This is a genomic window from Cupriavidus necator (assembly GCF_016127575.1).
Taxonomy (GTDB): domain Bacteria; phylum Pseudomonadota; class Gammaproteobacteria; order Burkholderiales; family Burkholderiaceae; genus Cupriavidus; species Cupriavidus necator_D.
Map to the genome: position 1 here is coordinate 812,265 of NZ_CP066019.1, position 21,356 is coordinate 833,620.

Sequence of the window (21,356 nt, forward strand, 5' to 3'; positions counted from 1 at the left end):
GTGAGTCGCTGCGGTTTGCCAGTCGGATGGCCGCCGCCGCGACTCGTTTTTATTGGGGTGTTCCTTATGCTGCTTGCGCAGCTCAGCCGTGCCCGGCGCCGCGCGCCGTTTTCGTTCCAGCCTGTTGTGCCAGACCTGCGCCCGGTCCAGGCGCGTTCATTGCGGCCGGTTGCCGCCCTGATGCTGGCGATGTCCGGCCTGGCCGAGGCGGCGGATACCACCGAGGCCTCCGATATTACGCTGCCGGCGGTGTCGGTGGTCGGCACGGCCTCCGCATCATACAACCCGCCCGACGCCTCCGGCGCGACCCGCACCGACACGCCGCTGCGCGAAATTCCACAGTCGGTGCGCGTGGTGCCGCGCGCCATGCTGGACGATATCGCCGCGACCCGTTTCGCCCAGACCTTCGACTATGTCAGCGGCATCGCGCGCCAGAACAACTTCGGCGGCCTGTGGGACAACTTCGCCATGCGCGGCTTCACCGGCCATGAGAACACCGGCGCGGGCTACCTGGTCAACGGCTTTGCCGCCAACCGCGGCTATACCGCGCCGATGGATGCGGCCACGATCGAACGCGTGGAAGTGCTCAAGGGCCCGACGTCATCGCTGTACGGCACCAGCGAGCCGGGCGGCACCTTCAACGTGGTCACGCGCCAGCCGCAGTTCCGGCCTGCGCAGCGCTATGGCTTCGAGCTTGGCACGCGCGACGGCTATCGTGCCACGGCCGATGTCACCGGCCCGCTTGGCGAGAACGTGGCCGGCCGGCTGATCGCCGTGGCCGACCACCAGGGCAGCACGCGCGACTACATCAACAGCCAGCGCTACCTGGTGGCGCCGTCGTTCACCTGGACCCTGGGCAACGACACCGTGCTGCAGTACGCGGCCGAATTCCAGCGCTACACCACGCCGATGGACCGCGGCGTGGTGGCCGTCAACGGCCAGCTGGGCCGCATCCCGCGCTCGCGCTTCCTGGGCGAGCCCGGCGACGGCGACATGCGGCTGGACAGCCAGTCGCACCAGCTCAGCGTGGAGCACCAGTTCAGTCAGAACTGGAAGGGCAGGCTCGGCCTGTCCTACCGCGGCGGCGCACTGACGGGACATAGCAGCGAGGCGACTTCACTGGCCGCCGACGGCCGCACGCTCTGGCGCCAGCGCCGCTACCGTGACTTCCAGTCGGACGATGTCTCGCTGCAGGCCAGCGTGACCGGCAAGTTCAGCACCGGCCCGGTCGGGCATGAACTGCTGATGGGGGTGGATGCCTACCGCTTCGGCAATACCATGGCGATCCTGCGCAAGAACCCCAGCGCCGCGGCGCCGTACGCGATCGACATCTACGACCCGGCCTATGGCCAGCCGGCGCCGCCGATGCCGTGGAACATGGACACGTACGAGCGCCAGCGCAATCTCGGCGCCTACGCGCAGGACCAGCTGAGCCTGGGCGAGCGCTGGCGCGTGCTGGCCGGCGTGCGCTTCGACGCCTTCGACCAGTCGCTGGACAACCACCTGCGCGGCACGCGCACCACGCAGCACCAGAACGCAGTGTCGCCGCGCGTGGGCGTGAGCTACCTGGCCAGCCAGAACGTGTCGCTGTTTGCCAATGCCAGCCAGTCATTCCGTCCCAATGCCGGCGCCGACGCCGCGGGGCTGCCGTTCGACCCCGAGCGCGGCCGCGCGGTGGAGGCCGGCATCAAGTTCGACAGCGAGGACCGCCGCAGCGGCGCCACGCTGGCCATCTTTGAGATCCGCAAGCGCAATGTGCTGGCCACCGACCCGTCCGATCCCTCCTTCTATATCGCCGCCGGCGAAGCGCGCAGCCGCGGCCTGGAGCTGGATGTGGCCGGGCAGCTTGGCACCCACTGGCGCGTATCGGGCAGTTTTGCGCTGACCGATGCCGAGATCACGCAGGACACGCGCCTGGCCGCCGGCACGCCGCTGTCCAACGTGCCGCGCACCAGCGGCAGCGTGCTGGCGGTGTACGAGGATGCCGCGCCGGTGGGCCAGCGCTATGGCGTTGGTGCCGGCCTGCGTTATGTGGGGCGGCGTCCGGGCGATGTGCAGGACAGCTTCTCGCTGCCGGCCTATGTGCTGGTGGACCTGCATGGCTACTGGCAATACAGCCGCAACGTGCGCGTGTCGCTCAACGTGGGCAACCTGTTCGACAAGACCTATTACGCCAGTTCGTACAGCAGCCTGTGGATTGCGCCGGGCGCGGGCCGCAGTGTGCGGCTGGGCGTGCAACTGAGCTATTGACGATGCTGCCAGCCAAGGCGCGCACTGCCGCGCCCCTGTCTTCTCCGACAGATTTCCCTTCTGCCGCGGTCGCGCGGCCGGCCGGCGGCCGGCTGCTGTCCATCGACGCTCTGCGCGGACTGGTGATCCTGATCATGCTGCTGGACCACGTACGGGACATGTTCTTCCTGCACGTCCAGGTGGCCGATCCCATGGATGTCGCCACGACCTCTCCGGCACTTTTCTTCAGCCGGCTCGCCGCGCATCTGTGCGCACCGGTTTTCATCTGGCTGGCCGGCATATCGGTGTGGCTCTACGGTGCCGCCGGGAACGACCGGCGCGCCGTCAGCGGCTTCCTGCTCAGGCGCGGCGTGTTCCTGGTGCTGCTGGAGGTGACGCTGGTCGGCTTTGCCTGGACCGGGACCTTGCCGCCGCAGGTGATCTACCTGCAGGTGATCTGGGCCATCGGCCTGAGCATGATGGCGCTGGCGGCACTGGTGTGGCTGCCGCGGGCGGTGCTGATTGCCGCGGGCATTGCGCTGGTTGCCGGCCACAACCTGCTGAGCCCGCTGCATTTCCCGGTGGACAGCGCCTGGCACGTGCCCTGGGCCATCCTGCACGACCGCACCTGGATCGAGGTGGCTGATGGTTTCAGGGTGCGTACCTCATACCCGGTGCTGCCGTGGATCGGCGTGATCGCGCTGGGCTATGCGGCGGGGCCGTGGTTTGCCGTCACGGTGCCTGCCGCGGTACGGCAGCGGCGGCTGGCTGGATGCGGGCTGGCGGCGCTGGCAGGCTTTGCGGTGCTGCGCGCGCTGAACGGCTACGGGCAGGAGCAGAAATGGCTGGCGGGCAGCGACGCCTTGCATACCGCGATGAGCTTCCTCAACGTCACCAAATACCCGCCGTCGCTGCTGTTCCTGCTGCTGACACTGGGCGTGGGCTGGTTGCTGCTGGTGTGGCTGGAGCGAGCGCAGGGCAGCTGGATCGCGCGGCGCCTGGCTGTGTTCGGCGCCGTGCCGATGTTCTTCTACCTGCTGCACCTCTACGTGCTGCAGGGGCTGTACCAGGCTTGCGTGCACCGCTGGGGCCTGAACCAGGGCAAGGTGTTCGGCCTCGACCACGTCTGGCAGCTGTGGCTGGGCGCGGCCGTGCTCGCCCTGGCGCTGTGGCCGGCGGTGCGCTGGTTCGCGGCGCTGAAAGCAAGGCGGCGGGACTGGCGCTGGCTGAAGTACTTCTGACCAGCGCCTGGGTCCCGCACGTCCCGGCTCAGCGCGGCGTGGCCGCGACGGGTGCCGGCTGTGCCGCCGCCGGGGATTGCGCCGGAGCCTGAGGTTGCGCTGCGGCCTGGGGCTGGGCTGCTGCCTGAGCCGGTGCCACGGCTTGAGGCTGTGTGGCGGCTTGGGGCCGTGCCACGGCCTGAGGTTGCGCCGCGGCTGGAGGTTGCGCCGCGGCTGGAGGTTGCGCCACGGCCTGCGGCTGCGCCACGGCTTGAGGCCGTGCCACCGCCTGGGGCTGTGCCGCGGCTTGCGGCCGCGCGGCGGGTGCCTGGCGTGCGCCGCCATTGGCCGCCGGGGCGGCCTCGGTCACCTCGCGCCAGCCGCCGCCGAGCGACTTGTACAGCGATACGCGGCTGGTCAGGCCGGCCAGCTTGTACGTGATCAGCGCCTGCTGCGCGGTGTAGAGCTGGCGCTGCGCGTCGAACACGCCGAAGTAGTCGTCCACGCCGTTCTTGAAACGCATTTCCGACAGCCGCCGGGTCTCGCTGCCTTCGCGCACCAGCGCTTCCTGCGCCTGCACCTGGCGCTCGTAGGTGGCGCGTGCCGCCATGCTGTCGGCCACTTCGCGGAACGCGGTCTGGATGGTCTTCTCGTAGTTGGCGATGTTGATGTCCTTGCGCACGTTGGCCGCATCCAGCCCGGCCCGGTTGCGGCCGGCGTCGAAGATCGGCACGGTCAGCTGCGGCGCGAACACCCATGCCATGCCGCCGGAGAACAGCCCCGCCAGGCTGCTGCTGGCCACGCCCAGCGCGCCGGTCAGCGAGATGCGCGGGAAGAACGCCGCGCGTGCCGCGCCGATATTGGCGTTGGCCGCCTTGAGGCGGTGTTCGGCGTTGAGGATGTCGGGGCGGCGCACCAGCACGCTGGACGGCAGCCCTTCGGGGAACTCGCTCACCAGGGTGCGCGCGTCCAGCGGATCTCGCGCGGCGGCGTTGGCGTTGGCCGTTGCCGCGCCGGCATCGGTCACGGATTTCGGCAACGGGCCGCCGATCAGCAAGGACAGCGCGTTCTCATCCTGCGCCACCTGCCGCGTGTATTGCTCAACGCCGACCTGCGAGGTCTGCACCTGGGTTTGCGCGCGATGCTGGTCCAGCTGCGCCATCGCACCAACCTGCCGCCCGCGCCGCACCATCTCCGCCGCGTCCTGCTGCGTCTTCAGCGTGTCCTGCGACAGCTTCAGCAGCGCGCGGTCGGCCAGCAGCGTCAGGTAGGCGTTGGCCACCTCGGACACCAGGCTGATCTGCGCGCTGCGGCGCGCTTCCTCGGTGGCCATGTATTCCTCGAGCGCGGCATGCTTGAGGCTGCGCACCCGGCCGAAGAAATCAAGCTCGAACGCCGTAAAGCCGATGCCCGCGTTGTAGGTGGTGATCTGCGGCGACTGGCCCGCCGCGCGCAGCCGTTGCGGCAACCGCTGCGAGACCATGCCGGCATTGCCTTCCACCGTGGGGAACTGCGCCGCGCGCTCGATCTGGTACAGCGCGCGCGCTTCGTCGATGGCAAGCGTGGCCATGCGCAGGTCGCGGTTGTTGGCCAGCGCCAGTTCGATCAGCTGGCGCAGTTGCGGGTCGACGAAAACATCGCGCCATCCCAGGTCCGCGGCCGAAGGGCCGGCGGGTTGAGCCGGCTGGCCCGGCTGCGCCGCACCGGCCTGCGGGGTGCGGTAGGCAGCGCCCTCCGGCCACGCCGACGGGACCGGCGCGTCGGGGCGCTGGTACTGCGGTTCGAGCGTGCAGGCAGCAAGGGCCAGCACGAGTGCGCCGGGCAGCAGCAGGCGCGGCGGGGGCAGGGTACGGGGGCGTGGCAGGCTTCGCATGGATGGTTCCGGAGAGTGGGGATTGTTATCTGGCATGGTTCAGCCCAGCAGCGCGCGCCGCACAAAGCGCGACAGCGCCAGCTTGGGCTGCCCCTGCCGGGCAATGTTGTGTGCGGGATCGGTGAACAGCAGCCGGATCAGCGCGTGGCGCGCCGCCATGCCGGCGTTCAGGGCGATGCCCAGCAACTGGCCGTCGCGGCGCACCACGCGGCACGGGATCCAGCCGGCCTGCGCCAGCCACAGCGCGCCCTCGGTGCCGGCTGGAATGGCCGGCGCCAGCGGCGTGGTGACGGCAACGCCGTTGCAGGAAAGATCCCTGGTGGTCACGCGGTATTCCTTGCCATCCACGCGCAGCAGCGCTGCCGCGCGGTGCGGGAAGCGCTCTTCCTTGCGCGGGCGCGGCAGTTCCACGCAGACCAGCAGCGAGGCCAGGTACAGCATCAGCGCCACCCCGGTCCAGATGGTGTTGAAGGCGAGCCCTTGCGCATCGGGGTCCACCACCAGGGCGCGGCCCAGTCCCAGCGCGGAGAAGCCCAGCAGCCCCGCGTACAGTGCAGCGAACTTGCCGTGGATCACCAGTTTGGAGCGGTCCAGCCCCTTGTTGGTCACCTTGAAAGGCCGTCCGAACGGCTTGAACATCGCGCTCACCAGCGATGCGGTGACGGCCAGCGCCGCCACGATCTGCGTGACTTCGGTGAAGATCGGCAGCGCGCGCTGGCCGGTGATCCAGATGCTGTACGCCCAGTACGCCACCAGCGCCGGCAGGCCGTAGGCGAGAAACTGCAGCGGCTCGCCATACAGGGTGGAGACGCCGAGGTACCAGTACAGCAGCGGCCCTGCCAGCAGCATCAGCGTGAATGGCCGCGACAGCCAGTGCAACAGGCCGTGCACGTAGTGCAGCCGCTGCATCCCGGTGTAGCCGCGCCCGCGCAGCGGCCCGTCCGCGGTCAGCGCCACCTGGATCGTGCCCAGCCCCCAGCGGCTGCGCTGGCTGATGTACTCGGGCAGGCCTTCGGCTGACAGGCCCACGCTCAGGCGCTCATTGAGCCAGCGCGTGATATAGCCGTGCGGCAGCAGCCGGTAGGTCAGGTGGATGTCCTCGGTCACCGTGCCGGTGGGGAAGCCGCCGATCAGGTCGATCAGGTCGCGCCGCACCACGAACGAGGTGCCGATGCAGAACGCCGCGCCCCAGGCGTCCTTGGCCGGCTGCATCACGTCGAAGAAGGCGCGTTGCTCATCGACCCAGCATTCGGTGGCGCGCAGGTTGTACTGGATCGGATCCGCGTTGTAATAGAACTGAGGTGTCTGCACCACGCCCACGCGCGCATCGCTGAACAGCCCCACGGTGCGCAGCAGGATATTGCGATGCGGCGCGAAGTCGGCGTCCAGCACCAGGATGTAGGGCGCGCCGCCGGCCGCGGCGCTGTGGCGCAGGCCGTTGTTGAGATTGCCGGCCTTGGCGTGGGCGTTGTCCGGGCGCGTCACGTAGTGCGCGCCGACCCGTTCGCAGAACTCGCGCAGCCAGTCGCGGCGGGTGTCGTCCAGCACCCAGACGCGGAAGTCGGGATAGTCGATCGCCAGCGCCGAGACAATGGTCTTCTCCAAAATGTCCAGGCCTTCGTTGTAGGTGGCGATGAAGATGTCCACCGGCGGCACCTGCTTCGCGCGGCGCAAGGCGGCCTCGCCCGCGTCGGCGTCGGGGGTGTGGTTGCTGGTGCGCGCCAGCACCACGATCGACAGCAGCGTATAGGCCAGCGTCATGCATTCGAAGGCAAAGAACACATGGGCCCACACGCTGGCGAAGTTCATCTGCCAGTCGGGCAGCGTTTCGCGGACGCGCCAGGTCAGGTATACCGCCAGCAGCAAGGCGGTGACGCCGCCGAACAGCACGCGGTCCGCCGGCCGGTCTTGCCGGCACAGCATCGAGAGCAGCACCATCGCCAGCAGCACGCCGCCGTTGATGACCAGCAGCGTCTGGTTTTCCAGAAACAGGGCGAACATCGTCACTCCTTGGCGGCGGTGTTGATAGGGGCGGTTGCAGGTGCCGCGGCCGCAATGGCCGGCGGCGGGCAGGACGGTTCCAGGCATCCGCCCGGACGGAAGGGGTTCCAGCGCGCCGCGGCCAGCACGGCCCATGCAGTGGCGCCCAGGTGGGGCAGGTGGAAGTAGTGGAAGTCCTCCGTGGTCGAGGTGGGCCCGATCGACAGCCCGGTGCTGATGCGCGCCTCGGGCGTGGCGTAGAGCATCCCGGACGGCGCCCGCTGCGACAGCAGCAGCTGCCACAGTGGCTGCGCCTGTTGCGCCTGCCCGGCGGCCTGCAGCACCAGCGCGGCCTGCCCGGTGCCTTCGGTCCAGATGCCGTCGGGGCCGCCCTTGAAGCCGTAGCCCGCGCCGGCGCGGTGCTTGGCCTCCACCCACGCCAGGTTGCGGCGCCAGTCCTGCGGCGGGTCCGGGATCGCGATCAGCGGCCACAGCACCGCATCCAGCGCGGACGGGCCGGCGTTTGGCGCGCGCCCATCGTCGCGTGTGCCGATGATGAAGCGGCCCTCGCGCGCCTGCCACATGGCGCCGACAAAGCCGCGCGAGCGCGCCGCGCCGTCGCGCCAGCGCGGATCGTTGCGCTGGCTGGCGAGCCAGCTGAAGGCGGCATAGGTATCGACGTTGTGCTCGGTTGATTTCCAGCCCTGGCGGGTCTGCTTCGGCTCATGGCCGAAGAAGCCGCCGATATAGCCGGCGGGCGCGCTCGTGTCGGGCACGGTGGCATGCACCCAGCCCATCAGCGCGGCGGCGCCATCCAGGTAGCGCGCATCGCGGGTGGCCTCATGCACGGCCAGCAGCAGCAGCGCGGCCCAGGCCACGTTACCGGTGGCAGTGCCGGCCTGGTAGGCATCTTCAAACCAGCGCTTGCTGGGCTCGTCCCACCAGCCTGGCAGGGGCACCGCGCCGGCCGGCAGCGGGCCGGCGCGATAGGCGTTGCGCAGGCGCGCATCGCGGAAGTGGCGGTCCTGGCGGGTTGCCTGCAGCACGGCGTCGGCAATGCGGCGCGCTTCGGCGGGACGCTTGCAGGCCACCAGCGCGATGCCGGCCAGCGCGTTGTCGTAGACGAAGGCGGCATTGCGCAGCGCCGGGGCCAGCGGCCCGCCGCCCGGCGCCGGCTCATAGCTGGCGAGAAACAAGGGGCCGTTGCCGCTTTCACGGCTGACGCGCTCGGCCAGGGTCTTGCAGCCGTCGGCCAGCAGGGTCTGCTGGGCAGGCTCGGCAGCGCGCGCCGCGCCTGGCGCCAGCGCGAGCACGGCGGGAAGCAGCGCGCCGGCAACCAGGCGGGGCAGGCGTGCAGTCGGGATCGGCAGTCGCATCCGGGGCTCCTTTGCCTGCGTCGGCGGTTATATCAGCGATGCCCGCAGCTGGCCCAGCCAGCTCTGGTTCAGCGTCACGCGCGCCCAGCGGCCCATGCCGCAATGGCCGGACTGGGTTGGCCCTGCCGCTGCCCGTGCTGCTGCCCCTGACGCCCCGCCAGCCTTGCCGGGCACGTTGCCCAGCGGGCGGTCGAGCTTGGCGATCACATAGATCTCGTTCTTCTCGATCGGCGGGAAGGGCACGAAGTAACGCGCCTGGTCGCCGTCCGGCGCGCGCGGCAGTACCTCTGCCACCGATGCCGGCAACGCCGTGGGCACGCCGTCGACATTCACGTTCAGCCGTGCACCGGGCAGCAGGTTGTCGCTGAGGCTGCGCGGGAACACCGCAACCACGCGCGTCTGCGCGCAGTTGCTGGCGCGCGCCAGGGTGGCGCCGGCGGCCACGCGCATGCCGGGCTGCGCGATCAGGTCTTCGATGGTGCCGGGTTCGGCCGAGCGGATCTCCAGGTTCGAAAGCCGGTCGAGGCGTTCCTGTTCCGTGGCGATCATCTCGTCCACCGACTTGCCATAGGCCTCCAGTTGTTCCAGCTCTGCCGTCAGCTGTGCCGATTCCGCGCCCAGTACCTGGCGCCGCTGGGCCAGCGTGGCGCTGGGGCCGTCGGTGGATGAGGCATAGACCTTGTTGCGCGCGGCCTCGCTCACGCTGACTGCGTTATCGAGCTCGGCCTTGGCCGCTGCCTTGGCATTGGAAAGCATCGACAGCTGGTAGCGCGAGGCATTGGTGTAGGCCTCGCTGACGGCCCCGGCCCACTGCATGTTCTGGTTGCGGTTGACCACTTCCTGCTGCTGGTCTTCCTGTGCCCGGGCCGATGCCAGGCGCGCCTCCAGGGCGCGCACGCGCGCACCGTGCTCGCGTTGCGCAGCGCTGTTGTAGCGCTGCAGGTCCTGCTCGGTGGCGGCCATCAGCCGGCGGTTGCTTTCCAGCCGCGCGCGGGCGGAGTCATGGCGCTGCTGGTTGTCGAGCTTCTTGCCGGTCAGGTCGACCAGCAGCGAACGGTCGATGTTCGGGTTCTGCACGATCATCAGCGCCTGGTTGGCCGAGAACGACTGGCCCGCGGCCACCATCTGCTTCGTCACGATGCCTTCCACGGGAGAAGTCACCAGGCTGACCGGACTGTTCACCACGGCCCGCTCCGACGAGCGCGTAAACACATTTGGAAACATGATTGTCAGTACGGCCCAGATGATGAACAGCACCACGCCGTAGCCCGCCATGCGCGGCACGATGTGCCAGAGCGGCACGGTAACGGGCTGCGGGCGTTGCACCAGGCCGTCGCCGTGGGGCTGGCGCAGCGGAGCCGGTGTCAGCGGGTGTTGTCTGGGTGGCGGATTATTGCGCTGGTCGGCCATGGTGTTGTTCTCCGGCAAGCAAAGTCAAAAAGCGTCCCCGCCGGCATGCACAGGGTGCATGCCGGATGAGCGAAAATTCCACGCAAGCGGGTAGCGTCGCGCAAGGGCTGTCGCGCGGTGCCCGGCTTGCATGTCCCCAATTCAGCTTGTTGTCTGCAGCACGCTCGATGTGGCCAGGCCGTATCGGCGCGCCTTGCATTCGGGCCGACAAGCGGCCCCTGGATTTGCCCGGCTTCATCCGGGCAGAGTTGAACAATGGCCAGTCAATGGCCAAGAAGTGGCAGCCCGCTGACGCAAAGATTCATGCACTCAGGCCGCCGTGTGTGAGTTAAAGGCTAGTCAGTTGCCCCGTCCCTTGCTGTAAAAATGTGTAAGGGGAGGCTGTAGCACTGCTTAACACGGCAGTAACATGACATGCAATGAACGACGAATACAGCACACATTGACGGGGTTTTGACGCTGGTACGGAGTTGAGTCCGGCAGCGATGGCAGTTGGCGCGCGCTGCGGTGACGCGGGCTAATCGTCGGCTGCGAGTGGCGGCGCGATGTGCTCCAGCGGCCGCCGTTCGGCGTCGATGCCGAAGCGCAATGCCAGCAGCCCGGCGACGATCACCAGCAGCGCGCCGAAGCCGTAGCCTGCCGCCACGGCTTCGCGGCTGCCGCTTTCAATCAGCGCGCCCAGCAGCACCGGCGCGATAAAGCCGCCGGTGCCGGTGCCCACGGCGTAGAACACCGAGATCGCCAGCGCGCGCATTTCCAGCGGGAAAACTTCGCTGGCGGTCAGGTAGGCGGAGCTGGCCGCGGCCGAGGCCAGGAAGAACACCGCCGACCAGCACAGCGCCTGGCCGCGCGCATCGAGCCAGCCTTCAACGAAGGCCCAGCCGGTCAGTGCCAGCCCGATGCCGGACAGCACGTAGGTGGCGGCAATCATGCGCCGGCGCCCGATGTGGTCGAACAACGGGCCAAGCAGCAGCGGCCCCAGCGCGTTGCCCAACGCAAAGGGAAAGATATACAGCGCCACGCGCGCTTCCGGCACGGCATAGAAGCGTGTCAGCACCAGCGCATAAGTGAAGAAGATTGCGTTGTAGAAGAAGGCCTGCGCCACCATCAGCGCCAGCGTGATCATGCTGCGGCGGCGGAAGCGCCGCAACAGCAGGCGCATGACTTCGCCCACGCCCGGCGCGGCGCGCCGGCGCATCGCCACCGCGACGCAATCCGGTGCCACCGGCGGCAGCGGGCCATGGCGGGCGCGCACCTCGGCCTCGATCGCGGCGATCACGCGCTCGGCCTCTTCCAGCCGGCCATGGGTGGCAAGCCAGCGCGGGCTCTCCGGCACATGCTTGCGCACCAGCACGATGGCCACGGCCAGTACCGCGCCCAGCGCGAAGCAGACGCGCCAGCCCCAGACCGGGCCGAACACGCGCGCATCGAGCAGCACCAGGCTCAACCCGGCGCCGAGTGCCGCGCCCAGCCAGAAGCTGCCGTTGATGGCCAGGTTGACGCGCCCGCGCACGCGCGCCGGGATCAGTTCGTCGATGGCGGAATTGATGGCCGCGTATTCGCCGCCGATGCCAAGGCCGGTAAAAAAGCGGCAGGCCGCAAAGAAGGCAAAGCCGGGAGAGAACGCGGTGGCCAGCGTCGCCACCATGTAGACCGCGAGCGTGGCCAGGAACAGCCGCTTGCGCCCGAGCCGGTCGGCCATGCGCCCGAACACCAGCGCCCCCAGCACCGCGCCGGCGATATAGAGCGAGCCTGACCAGCCGACCTGCGTCGCGGTCAGGCCCAGCGTATCGGGGCGCTCCAGCACGGCGCCGACCGAGCCCACCAGCGTGACTTCGAGGCCATCGAGGACCCAGGCGACGCCCAGCGCAATCGCCACGCGCCAGTGCCAGCGCGACCATGGCAGGCGGTCCAGCCGCCCCGGAATGTCGGTGCGGAATGCGGTGTCGACGGGAAGGCTGGCGAGGGCGGTATCGGTTGGCATTGCCAACCAGTATAGGAAACGGGTGCAAACGGGTGCCGCAGCGTTCAGCGGTACAGCACCGTGGGCAGCCAGAGGCCGATGCCGGGGAAGACGTAGAGCAGCACCAGCGCAATCAGCTGGATGCCCATGAACGGCAGCATGCCCAGGAAGATCTGGTTCAGCGTGACATGCGGCGGCGCCACGCCCTTCAGGTAGAACGCGGCCATTGCCACCGGCGGCGACAGGAAGGCGGTCTGCAGGTTCAGCGCCACCAGCAGCCCGAAGAACAGCGGGTCGATGCCGAAGTTATCCAGCAGCGGGATAAAGATCGGCATGAAGATGATGATGATCTCGGTCCATTCCAGCGGCCAGCCGAGCAGGAAGATGATCAGCTGCGCCAGGATCATGAACTGCACCGGCGACAGGTTCAGCGACAGCACCCACTGCTCGACCAGCGCCTGTCCGCCCAGCAGCGCGAACGCGGCAGAGAAGATCGACGAGCCCACGAACAGCCAGCACACCATGGCGCTGGTCTTGGCCGTCAGCAGCACCGATTCCTTGACCACGCGGAAGTTCAGCTGCCGGTACGCTGCCGCCAGCAGCGCGCCGCCGAGCGAGCCCACCGCCGCGGCTTCGGTCGGCGTGGCCAGCCCGAACACGATCGAGCCCAGCACCGCCAGGATCAGCAGCGCCAGCGGGAAGAACGACGACAGCAGCATCTTGAAGATTTCCAGCCGCGCGAAGCTGAAGCGCCAGTAGAAGTACACCAGCACCGCCGCCACGGCCGCCAGCGTGATCCAGAACCAGCGGGGTGCGGATACTGCAGCCGCCGCCGGCACTGGCGCTGGCTGCGCCCCGGCTTGCGCTGCGGTCGTCGGTGCAGGGGTGGTAGCGGCGGGAGCGGCCGGCGCTGCGGGCGCAGCGGATTCTTCCACTGGCGGCGCCTGCAGGTCGTCGAGTGATGCGCTGCTTTCCTCGGCGCCTCCCATCGACAGCGGTGCCTCCACCGCGACGCTGGCGGCGGGCGCGGTGACCACGCTGTATATCGTTCCCATCACCAATACCACGGCGATCGCCGGCAGCAGCACGATGCCCAGCTGGCGCGCGAACACTGCCGTCGGCAGGTCGGCATTGCGCGGGCCCTTGAGCGCGCGCATCAGGCCGGCACCGAGCGCAGGCAAGGCATGGGTGGCGCCGCGGGCTTCCAGCGTGCGCGCCACCGGCGGCAGCGGCACCACCCGCTCGGCTTCCGGCAGCGGCGGCGCGAGCGCGGGCTTGAGCTTGGCCAGGATCAGGAGGTAGAGGATATAGAGCCCGGTCAGCATCAGGCCCGGGAAGAACGCGCCCGCATAGAGCTGCACCACCGACACGCCCGCGGTGGCGCCGTAGACGATCAGCAGCACCGACGGCGGGATCAGGATGCCCAGGCAACCGCCCGCGGTGACCGCGCCGGCCGACAGCGACGTGCTGTAGCCCGCGCGCAGCATGGCGGGGAAGGCCAGCAGGCCCATCAGCGTGACCACGGCGCCGACGATGCCGGTGGCGGTCGCGAAGATCGCGCAGGTCACCAGCGTGGCCACCGCGAGCGAGCCGGGAATCCACGCCAGCGCAAGGTGCAGGCTGCGGAAGAGCTTTTCGATCAGGTTGGAGCGCTCGACCAGGTAGCCCATGAACACGAACAGCGGGATCGAGATCAGCACGTCGTTGGTCATGACGGCATAGGCCCGCTGCACCATCAGGTCCAGCGTCTGCTGCACCGCGATCGTGGGGTCGGCGTGGCGGTAGGCCAGCCAGGAGAACAGCACGCCCATGCCCATCAGCGTGAACGCGGTGGGGAAGCCCAGCATGATCGCCACCACGATCAGCGCCAGCATCAACAGGCCGAGGTGTCCGTTGGTCCAGTCCGCCGGCGCGGGCATGAACCACGCCACGGCGCCGACGATCAGCACCATCAGGGAAATGCCGAACCACAGTTCTTTCCTCATCGGCCGGCTCCAGGCTGGTCGTCGCGCGGCGGCGGTGACTCGGCCAGCTCAGCGGTAGGGGTGCCTTGCACCATCTCCTTGAGCTGCTCGACATCGACTTCCTCGACATCGCCTTCGCGCGGCGGCCAGCTGCCGTTCGCCAGGCACAGGATGCAGCGGATGGTCTCGGCCGCGCCCTGCAGCAAAAGCAGCGCGCCGGCCACGGGAATCACTGCCTTGAACGGATAGATCGGCGGACCGTCGGCGGCGATGGAAGAGTGTTCGTCCTGTGCCAGCGAGACCTCGAAGAAATCGATGCCCGCCCAGGCCAGCGCGATCACACCGGGGAAGAAGAAGGCCAGGTAGAGCACCAGGTCGATTGACGCCTGCATCCGCGGCGGCAGGAAGCCATAGAGGATGTCGCCGCGCACGTGGCCGCGCTTGGCCAGGGTATACGCGCCGGCCAGCATGAACATCGTGCCGTACAGCATATTGCTGGCATCGAACACCCAGGCGTGCGGCGTGCCCAGCGCATAGCGCGAGAACACCTCGTAGCTGATCATCAGCGTGAGCCCGATGATCAGCCACGCGCCGGCCTGGCCGACGAAGGTGCTGATGCGGTCGATGCCAAGCAGCAGGCGTTGCACGGTATGGCCCCCGGAGTGGCGCGGCTCAGGTGCGTTTGGAGAAGTAGTGGCTCGTTGCCAGCCGGAAATCGACGTTAGTGTCGTTCTGCCAGCGCGTGGCGCGCTCGGCGAAGGCCTTCATCGAATCATTGACCTTCTTGAACATCGGGTTTTCCTTTTCCTTGCGCGCCACGATCTCATCCCATACCTTCAACTGCGCCTGCAGCACCGAGTTGGGGGTCGCGTAGAACTTCACGCCTTGCTTCTGCAGCGCCTGGTAGTCCTTGGAATAGCGGTCGATCGCCTTGATCGACATATCCGCGGACGCCGCTTCCACCGCGTTGGCGATCAGCGCCTTGAGCTTGGCCGGCAGCGCGTCATAGCGCTTGCGGTTGAACAGGATCTCGAACTGCTCCGAGGGCTGGTGGAAGCTGCGCAGCATGCAGACCTTGGACACGTCCTGGAAGCCCAGCGCGCGGTCGGAGCTGGCGTTGTTGAACTCGGCCGCATCGAGCAGCCCGCGGTCCATCGCCGGCACGATCTCCGCGCCCGGCAGCGCGTTCACCGCGGCGCCCAGGCCGGTGAAGATGTCGATCGACAGCCCCACCGTGCGGAACTTCAGCCCCTTGAAGTCTTCCGGCTTGGTGATGGGCTTCTTGAACCAGCCCAGCGGCTGGGTCGGCATCGGGCCATACAGGAACGACACCACGTCCAGGTTGAGGCTGCGGTAGATCTCCTGCTGCAACTCCTTGCCGCCGCCGTACTTGTGCCAGGCCAGCAGCATGTTCGGGTCCATGCCCCAGGCCGGGCCCGAGCCCCACAGCGCCAGCGCCGAGTTCTTGCCATACCAGTACGCGATCACGCCATGGCCGCCGTCCAGCGTGCCCTTGCTGACCGCGTCGATCAGGTCGAAGGCCTTGACCACCGCGCCCGCGGGCAGCAGCTCGATCTTCAGGTCGCCGCCCGACATATTGTTCACCTTGGTGACGAAGTCGCCGGCGAACTCGTGGAAGATGTCCTTGGTGGGCCAGGTGCTCTGCCAGCGCATCGTGACCGGGCCTTGCGCCTTGACGATGGCCGGGAAGCCCATTGCCGCGGCGCCAGCGGCCGCACCGGCGGCCCCCCCAAGGAAGCCGCGCCGGGAAACGCCTGGCTTGGTTTCCGCTTCAGGTTTTGCTGCGCCTGCTTTCCTTGTCCTGGATGCCATGACCGCCTCCATTTGCTATGTGTGGGATTACCCGCGAGCGCCGACCATGGGGGCCGAGACAACTCGCCACTGACGCGAACATCGGAAAAGTCGGGAAATCTGAAGCATGCCGGGCCAGTGGCCGCGCGGCAGAAGCGGGCGTGCAGGTGGCCCGTGATTCCCTTCATGGTAGGAAAGGGACAGGGAACCACAATCTAGGGATTACCCGCGCGGTGTGGGCCCGCGCACTTCGTGGCGGGGCCCGCCGATGCCGCGGATCCGGGGCTGGGCGCTCAGGTGCGGGTGATGCCGACCGTGAACTCGGCCTCCAGCAGCCCCGCTGCATCGGCAGCCTGGCGCACGCGCATCTGGTTCGGGTGGGGTCCCGCGATCGGGTCCTGCGTGGTGGCGCGCGACGGCACGCCGTGCGCGCGGTAGGCCGGGTGGCTGCCCAGCACCTCGCGGTTCAGGGTATCGCTGAAGTACAGCTGGCTGGTCAGGGCTTCCGACCGCCCCAGCAGCACCTTGAAGTGGATATGGATGGCGCGTGGCGCGTACCAGCCGGGATAGATCGACGTGAACGTGGCCACGCCGTCCTGGCTGGTGGGCTGGACGCCACGCAGGAAACGCGCCTGGCGGTTGCCGCGGCCCTCGCCGCTGTAGCTGCCGTCGGCATCGCAGTGCCAGATGCTGACCAGCGCACCCGGCACCGGCGCGCAGCCGCGCCCGGCATCCACCACCCGGATGCACAGCCGCAAGGGTTGGCCAGGGCGGTCGTCGCGGATGTCGGTGCGCACCAGGGCGTCGTCGAGGTAGAAGGGGCCTTCGGTGGCGGCGGGCGTCAGCAGGCAGGCGGCGGGGGTGGCTGCTGCCGCCGCGGGCGCGATGCCGGCAGCGGCAAGCAGGCCGCCCAACTCATGCAGGAAGCGGCGGCGCGCCGCGTCGGTGGCTGCCGCGCTGTCGGCGCCAATTGCCGGGCGCACTGTCATGGTGGGCTCCGAGGTGATCCGGGTGCGCCTTGCGGCGCGTGGTGCTGCCGCGCCGGCGCCGAGACGTCAGCGTCCCATCGCCTTGAGCATCGAGTAGCCGTGGCTGGTAATGCGCGGCTCCTGCCGGCGGCCGTGCAGGATCTCAAGTTGTACGAGTTGCTTTTCGACCAGTGCCTTCAGGTCGATGGGGTCGATCTGGCGGGAATCGCTGGAATCGAGAGAATCGGGGCCGTCGCTCAGCAATAGCAGCGTGGCAAATTCATGCGGGCTCAGCACGTTCGTCTCCTTGGCTAGAGGGGGGCGTTTGCTGGGAGTCTGCGCGGCGCAGCAGCGCCAAACGCGGGAAGATTGTCAGAAGCCCTGGAGACGATGCGGCACATGCCGCCCATGCGTGCTGCGCCGCGGTGAAATGCTGCGGCGCGGCATCCTGTCTCCGGCGACTAATTGGTTTGACGAGGCCGGCAGCACGCGGTTCCGTGCAACCGCTCGCGGTTACATGTGACCGGGCGTCGCACGCCGTGATCGTCATCCGCCGCTCATTATCAGCCTGTCACGATGACAATGTGATGGCCATGCCGGTACTGTGGAATTGGGCGGCAGCCTACCGCCCATTGCACCGCTTGCGCCGCATCGCGGCGTCTATCGGTCCTGCTGCTCGCGCCACGCCTCGTACAGGTCGATGCCCTCGTCGCGCGCCGGTACATAGGCCAGCGTCATCTCCCGTTGCTCCAGCGGCCGGGCCAGCTCGATATAACCGCGCTCCGCGGACAGGTCGTAGGGTTCGCCGTCTTCATTGGAGTAGGCGTAGTAGACCGCCTTCACGCCGGCCAGATACATTGCCGACAGGCACATCGAGCAGGGGTAGCCGCTGGCGTACACCGTGCAGCCGCTCAGGTCCGGCTTGCCCAGTGCCCGGCTGGCGGCGCGCACGGCCTGCATTTCGGCGTGTGCACTCGGGTCGCAGGTGGCGTCTACCTGGTTGACCGCGCGGGCCAGCACCTCGCCGTCCCTGACGACCACGGCGCCAAAGGGCCAGGTATTGCGTTCGCGCACGTTCTCCATGGCGAGGCGGATGGAATCAAGCAGATAGGCTTCTGTCGTGGACACGCGTTGTCTCCCTTGAGGCCTGGCCCGTGCAGGCGGACGATGGTTCGGGCCTCGGGACTATAGGCCAGCGTGCACGGGCATGGTGGCGTGGGTTGTTATAGGGCATATTTGGGCCTTGCGCGTGCAGCACCGGTTATTGGCGATGGCACTGGCGTGCATTCGAATCCATAACTTCGCGCGGCGTGGCTGGCATGACAGAATGCACCGGACCGCATCGACACCCCTTACACCCGAGGCATCCGCACGGAGGAAAGAACATGCTGGTGGCGCGCCTGTCCATCTGCCTTGCCCTGGTCATTGCCATGCTGATATCCACCCCAGCCGCCGCCGCCGGCGGCCCGCCCGAACAACAGTTGCGCGAGGCCGCGGCCAGCGGCAACGCCGCGCAGGTCACCGCACTGCTTGGCCAGGGCGCCAGCATCGATGACCGCGATGCGCAGGGACGCACGGCGCTGCTGCTGGCCACGCACCACAACCGCGTGCAGGCGGCCAGGGTCCTGGTCGATGCCGGCGCCGACGTGAACGCGAAAGATGCCATCCACGACAGCCCCTACCTGTACGCCGGCGCGCGCGGCTACAACGAAATCCTGCGCCTGACGCTGGCCCATGGCGCGGACCTGCGCAGCACCAACCGCTACGGCGGCACCGCGCTGATTCCCGCCGCCGAGCGCGGCCATGTCGAGACCGTGCGCACGCTGATCGCGGCCGGCGTGGCGGTGAACCATGTCAACAAGCTCAAGTGGACGGCCCTGCTGGAGGCCATCATCCTTGGCAACGGCGGGCAGGCCCATACCGAGATCGTGCGCCTGCTGGTCAAGGCGGGCGCCGACGTGAACCTGGCCGACGGCGACGGCGTGTCGCCGCTGCAGCATGCGCGCCAGCGCGGCTATACGCAGATCGAACAGATTCTCAGCGCCGCCGGCGCACGCTGAACCCTGCGCCGCAAGGCGGCTCGCTCTCGCCTGCCTCATATATACTGTCAGTGTGCATACAAAATGGTGAGAGCGATGTCTGCGAGAGCAAAACGCAACGCAACGAGTGGCAGTCATGAGGTGGCGGATGCCATGCCGGAAGCCGATCCGGCAAAGGAATTGCTCTGGGCCCGCCCGGGGTTCCTGGTGCGGCGCTTGCACCAGATCCACGTCGCGATGTTCTTCGAGGAGTGCAAGTCGCCCAATATCACGCCCGTGCAATATGCCATCCTGACGGTGCTGTCGGTGCTGCCGGGATTGGACCAGACTTCGCTCGGGCAGGAGGTCGGCCTGGACCGGACCACGACCGCCGACGTCGTGCGCCGGCTCGAGGAGCGCGGGCTGGTAGAGCGCCGCGACAACCCCGCCGACCGGCGCACCCGCCACGTCCACCTGACGCGGGAAGGCAAGAGCGTGGTCACGGCGCTGCGTGGCGACATGGCGCGTGCGCAGGAGCGCATGCTGGCGCCGCTGAAGCCCGCCCAGCGCGAAGTGTTCATGGACCTGCTGGCGACGCTGGTGGAAGCCAACAACCAGTACAGCCGCACCGTGCTGCGCAGCATGTGAGCCCGGCGGCGGGCGCAAGGCCCGCCGCGCCCCCAACGCGCGCTAGACCGGGTAGACCAGGTCGTTGGCGATGATGGTGGTGTCGTAGACAACCTGCCGCTCGCGCAGCAGCAGGCTGCCACCCTGGCGGCGGAAGCGGTCGTAGTAGGTCCCCGCCAGGTGGATCGTGGTGGGGCCCTCCACCAGTGTCTGCAGCAGCATGTAGTTGGCCTGTGCCACGATATCGCCGTCCGCGGTTTCGTCGCTGACCCGCGTGTTGGTCACCAGGTGCAGGTTGTAGCGCGGCGCGAACATCTGGGTATTGGCAATCGCAGCGGCGCGGTCGCGCATCATGCCCACCCCTTCGGCGTAGACCAGCCCCACCGGCAGGTTGCGCTCGGCATTCTCGCGCGCGGTGATCCGGTAGAGCGCATCCTCGGTGAAGAAGCGGGGCCATTGCTCCACCAGGCCGGCGTCGAGCACCGCGCAGTATTCCGCGTGGAAGGCCTCGATCTCCAGTCGCAGTTCAATGGCGCGCGCGGTGCCGAGGGCGCTCTCGCGATAGAGGGAATAGTTCATCGGTTTCATATTCTGGGAATCCCGTTAGCCGCCGTTCAGAACCCCATCACGCCGCGGTAGTACTGGTACATCGCACGGATGGCGGATTCGGAGATCAGGGAGTTGGAGGTGCCGACCTGGTCCGGGTCCAGCTTGAGCACATTGAGGTCGCTGCTGGAGCGGCGCACGCCTTCCTGCACGAACTTCATCGCCTCGTTGTCTTCCAGCCCCAGGAAGCCAGCGGGGCCCATCAGGTTGCCTTGGCGCAGGCGGTGCTGCGTCATCTCCTCGGTATCATCCTCGTAGCCGAACATGGTCCACAGCATCAGCATGCTGTCCGGCCCGTTGGGCACGATCTGGCGCACGCCGAGGGTGTTCATTTCGCGCTGCACGATCAGGTTCGGCCAGATCGTCTGCATCGTCACCGACCAAGGCGAATCGAACTCTTTCACATATTCCAGGAAGCGTTCGTCCTCCAGACGCATGCCTTCATGGTATGAGCGCATCTCCTTCTTGTTCTCGTCGCTGACGGCCGCGTACTTGTCTTCCTTCTTCGCCGACGCCATGGTGCCGTGCCGCCCGTGCACGGGATCGGCGATCATGGCGCTTTCGTTGCCCGCCACCAGCAGTCCGAACACCACCAGGAAGGAGTGCAGCAACGTGGCGTGGTACGGGTCCTTGAGGTTCTCGTGGTACATCTTCCAGTTGCACGGAAGTTCGTTCTTGTAGTACCCGAGCACCTTGAGCGGCTTGCCGTTGAAGACGATGTCGAAGTCCTTGAGGATCTCCGGCGTCAGGTAGTCTTCCAGGCTTTCCATGTCCGCCGCGTACGAGGCGAAGATCACGCCGTTGCGCGTGGCCACGTTCAGCTTGACCAGGCCGTGGTCCTCGTTGCGGAAGTCCCTGGGCATGCCACCCGCGCGATTGACGCCGCGCTTGAACGGAACGCCCTGCAGGTTGCCCTTGAGGTCGTAGGACCACTGGTGATAGGGGCAGACGAATTCCTTTGCATTGCCCTGGCTGTGGCGGCAGAACTCGGCGCCGCGGTGCGCGCAGCGATTTTCGAAGACGTTGACCGAGCCGTCTTCGGCGCGCGACACCACCACCGGCGTCGCGCCGACATAGGAGCGCTTGTAGTCGCCGGCGTTGGGGATCTCCGCTTCGAGCGCGACGTAGTTCCAGGAGCGTCCGCGAAAGATCTTCTGCAGCTCGAGGTCATGCACCTCCTTGCTGGTGTAGACCCAGTCCGGGATGTAGTGCAGGCTGTCTTCGGGCCAACGGCAGTCGGCCAGGCCGGCGTCTTTCTTGCCCAGCGTGTGCTGGATCACAGCTTGTGTCTGGTACATGTGGGAGTCCTT

Annotated in this window: 17 protein-coding genes; 4 read left to right on the plus strand and 13 right to left on the minus strand. The window is 68.0% G+C overall.

The annotated features are described in order from the left end of the window. Positions 1–66 precede the first annotated feature (66 nt). Together I6H87_RS22695 and I6H87_RS22700 are read left to right on the plus strand one after the other, a co-directional pair. Entirely contained in the window at positions 67–2,250 is a 2,184-nt protein-coding gene (locus tag I6H87_RS22695) for a TonB-dependent siderophore receptor (RefSeq protein ID WP_011616798.1), read from the plus strand. 2 nt (positions 2,251–2,252) lie between these two features. After that, the gene (locus tag I6H87_RS22700; protein WP_011616799.1) at positions 2,253–3,470 is read left to right on the plus strand and encodes an acetyltransferase domain-containing protein; all 1,218 of its coding nucleotides are present in this window, start codon (positions 2,253–2,255) and stop codon (positions 3,468–3,470) included. 28 nt (positions 3,471–3,498) lie between these two features. Here I6H87_RS22700 and I6H87_RS22705 read toward each other — a convergent pair whose 3' ends face one another. The 11 genes from I6H87_RS22705 to I6H87_RS22755 all read right to left on the minus strand — a co-directional run bounded on the left by I6H87_RS22705 (position 3,499) and on the right by I6H87_RS22755 (position 17,923). Then, positions 3,499–5,322: an efflux transporter outer membrane subunit gene (locus tag I6H87_RS22705; RefSeq protein WP_011616800.1), complete on the minus strand. Its 1,824-nt coding sequence runs from the start codon at positions 5,320–5,322 to the stop codon at positions 3,499–3,501. Between the two features lie 39 nt (positions 5,323–5,361). Then, positions 5,362–7,323, minus strand: a complete 1,962-nt coding sequence (locus I6H87_RS22710; RefSeq protein ID WP_010814229.1) for a glycosyltransferase — start codon at positions 7,321–7,323, stop codon at positions 5,362–5,364. A gap of 2 nt (positions 7,324–7,325) precedes the next feature. Continuing rightward, the gene (locus I6H87_RS22715; RefSeq protein ID WP_011616801.1) at positions 7,326–8,678 is read right to left on the minus strand and encodes a hypothetical protein; all 1,353 of its coding nucleotides are present in this window, start codon (positions 8,676–8,678) and stop codon (positions 7,326–7,328) included. 27 nt (positions 8,679–8,705) lie between these two features. After that, the gene (locus I6H87_RS22720; protein ID WP_010814227.1) at positions 8,706–10,088 is read right to left on the minus strand and encodes an HlyD family secretion protein; all 1,383 of its coding nucleotides are present in this window, start codon (positions 10,086–10,088) and stop codon (positions 8,706–8,708) included. Between the two features lie 517 nt (positions 10,089–10,605). Continuing rightward, the gene (locus tag I6H87_RS22725; protein WP_010814226.1) at positions 10,606–12,072 is read right to left on the minus strand and encodes an MFS transporter; all 1,467 of its coding nucleotides are present in this window, start codon (positions 12,070–12,072) and stop codon (positions 10,606–10,608) included. A gap of 44 nt (positions 12,073–12,116) precedes the next feature. Next, positions 12,117–14,036, minus strand: coding sequence for a TRAP transporter large permease (locus I6H87_RS22730; protein ID WP_011616802.1), 1,920 nt, complete (start codon positions 14,034–14,036; stop codon positions 12,117–12,119). After that, complete coding sequence (locus I6H87_RS22735; RefSeq protein WP_011616803.1) at positions 14,033–14,662, minus strand: TRAP transporter small permease subunit; 630 nt, start codon at positions 14,660–14,662, stop codon at positions 14,033–14,035. Before I6H87_RS22735 ends, I6H87_RS22730 begins: the two co-directional genes overlap by 4 nt. A 25-nt stretch (positions 14,663–14,687) precedes the next feature. Beyond that, a complete protein-coding gene (locus I6H87_RS22740) occupies positions 14,688–15,731 on the minus strand; it encodes a TRAP transporter substrate-binding protein (RefSeq protein WP_010814223.1) in 1,044 nt (347 codons plus the stop codon). Between the two features lie 389 nt (positions 15,732–16,120). After that, positions 16,121–16,816, minus strand: coding sequence for an intradiol ring-cleavage dioxygenase (locus I6H87_RS22745; RefSeq protein WP_010813517.1), 696 nt, complete (start codon positions 16,814–16,816; stop codon positions 16,121–16,123). Positions 16,817–16,882: 66 nt separating this feature from the next. Then, positions 16,883–17,092, minus strand: a complete 210-nt coding sequence (locus I6H87_RS22750) for a hypothetical protein (protein ID WP_010813516.1) — start codon at positions 17,090–17,092, stop codon at positions 16,883–16,885. 363 nt (positions 17,093–17,455) lie between these two features. Beyond that, positions 17,456–17,923 carry a nucleoside deaminase gene (locus I6H87_RS22755; protein ID WP_010813515.1) on the minus strand — a complete coding sequence of 156 codons (468 nt, stop codon included), beginning with the start codon at positions 17,921–17,923 and terminating at the stop codon, positions 17,456–17,458. Positions 17,924–18,180: 257 nt separating this feature from the next. Between I6H87_RS22755 and I6H87_RS22760 the strand changes: the two genes are divergently transcribed. Together I6H87_RS22760 and I6H87_RS22765 are read left to right on the plus strand one after the other, a co-directional pair. Beyond that, positions 18,181–18,855, plus strand: a complete 675-nt coding sequence (locus tag I6H87_RS22760) for an ankyrin repeat domain-containing protein (RefSeq protein ID WP_011616804.1) — start codon at positions 18,181–18,183, stop codon at positions 18,853–18,855. A gap of 132 nt (positions 18,856–18,987) precedes the next feature. Continuing rightward, positions 18,988–19,461, plus strand: coding sequence for a MarR family winged helix-turn-helix transcriptional regulator (locus tag I6H87_RS22765; protein WP_010813513.1), 474 nt, complete (start codon positions 18,988–18,990; stop codon positions 19,459–19,461). A gap of 42 nt (positions 19,462–19,503) precedes the next feature. On the opposite strand, the gene I6H87_RS22770 is transcribed toward I6H87_RS22765, so the two are convergent. Both I6H87_RS22770 and I6H87_RS22775 read right to left on the minus strand, forming a co-directional pair. Continuing rightward, entirely contained in the window at positions 19,504–20,019 is a 516-nt protein-coding gene (locus I6H87_RS22770) for an aromatic-ring-hydroxylating dioxygenase subunit beta (protein ID WP_011616805.1), read from the minus strand. Positions 20,020–20,054: 35 nt separating this feature from the next. Beyond that, positions 20,055–21,344 (minus strand): aromatic ring-hydroxylating dioxygenase subunit alpha, encoded by a 1,290-nt coding sequence (locus I6H87_RS22775; protein ID WP_010813511.1) that lies wholly within the window; start codon positions 21,342–21,344, stop codon positions 20,055–20,057. Positions 21,345–21,356 lie beyond the last annotated feature (12 nt).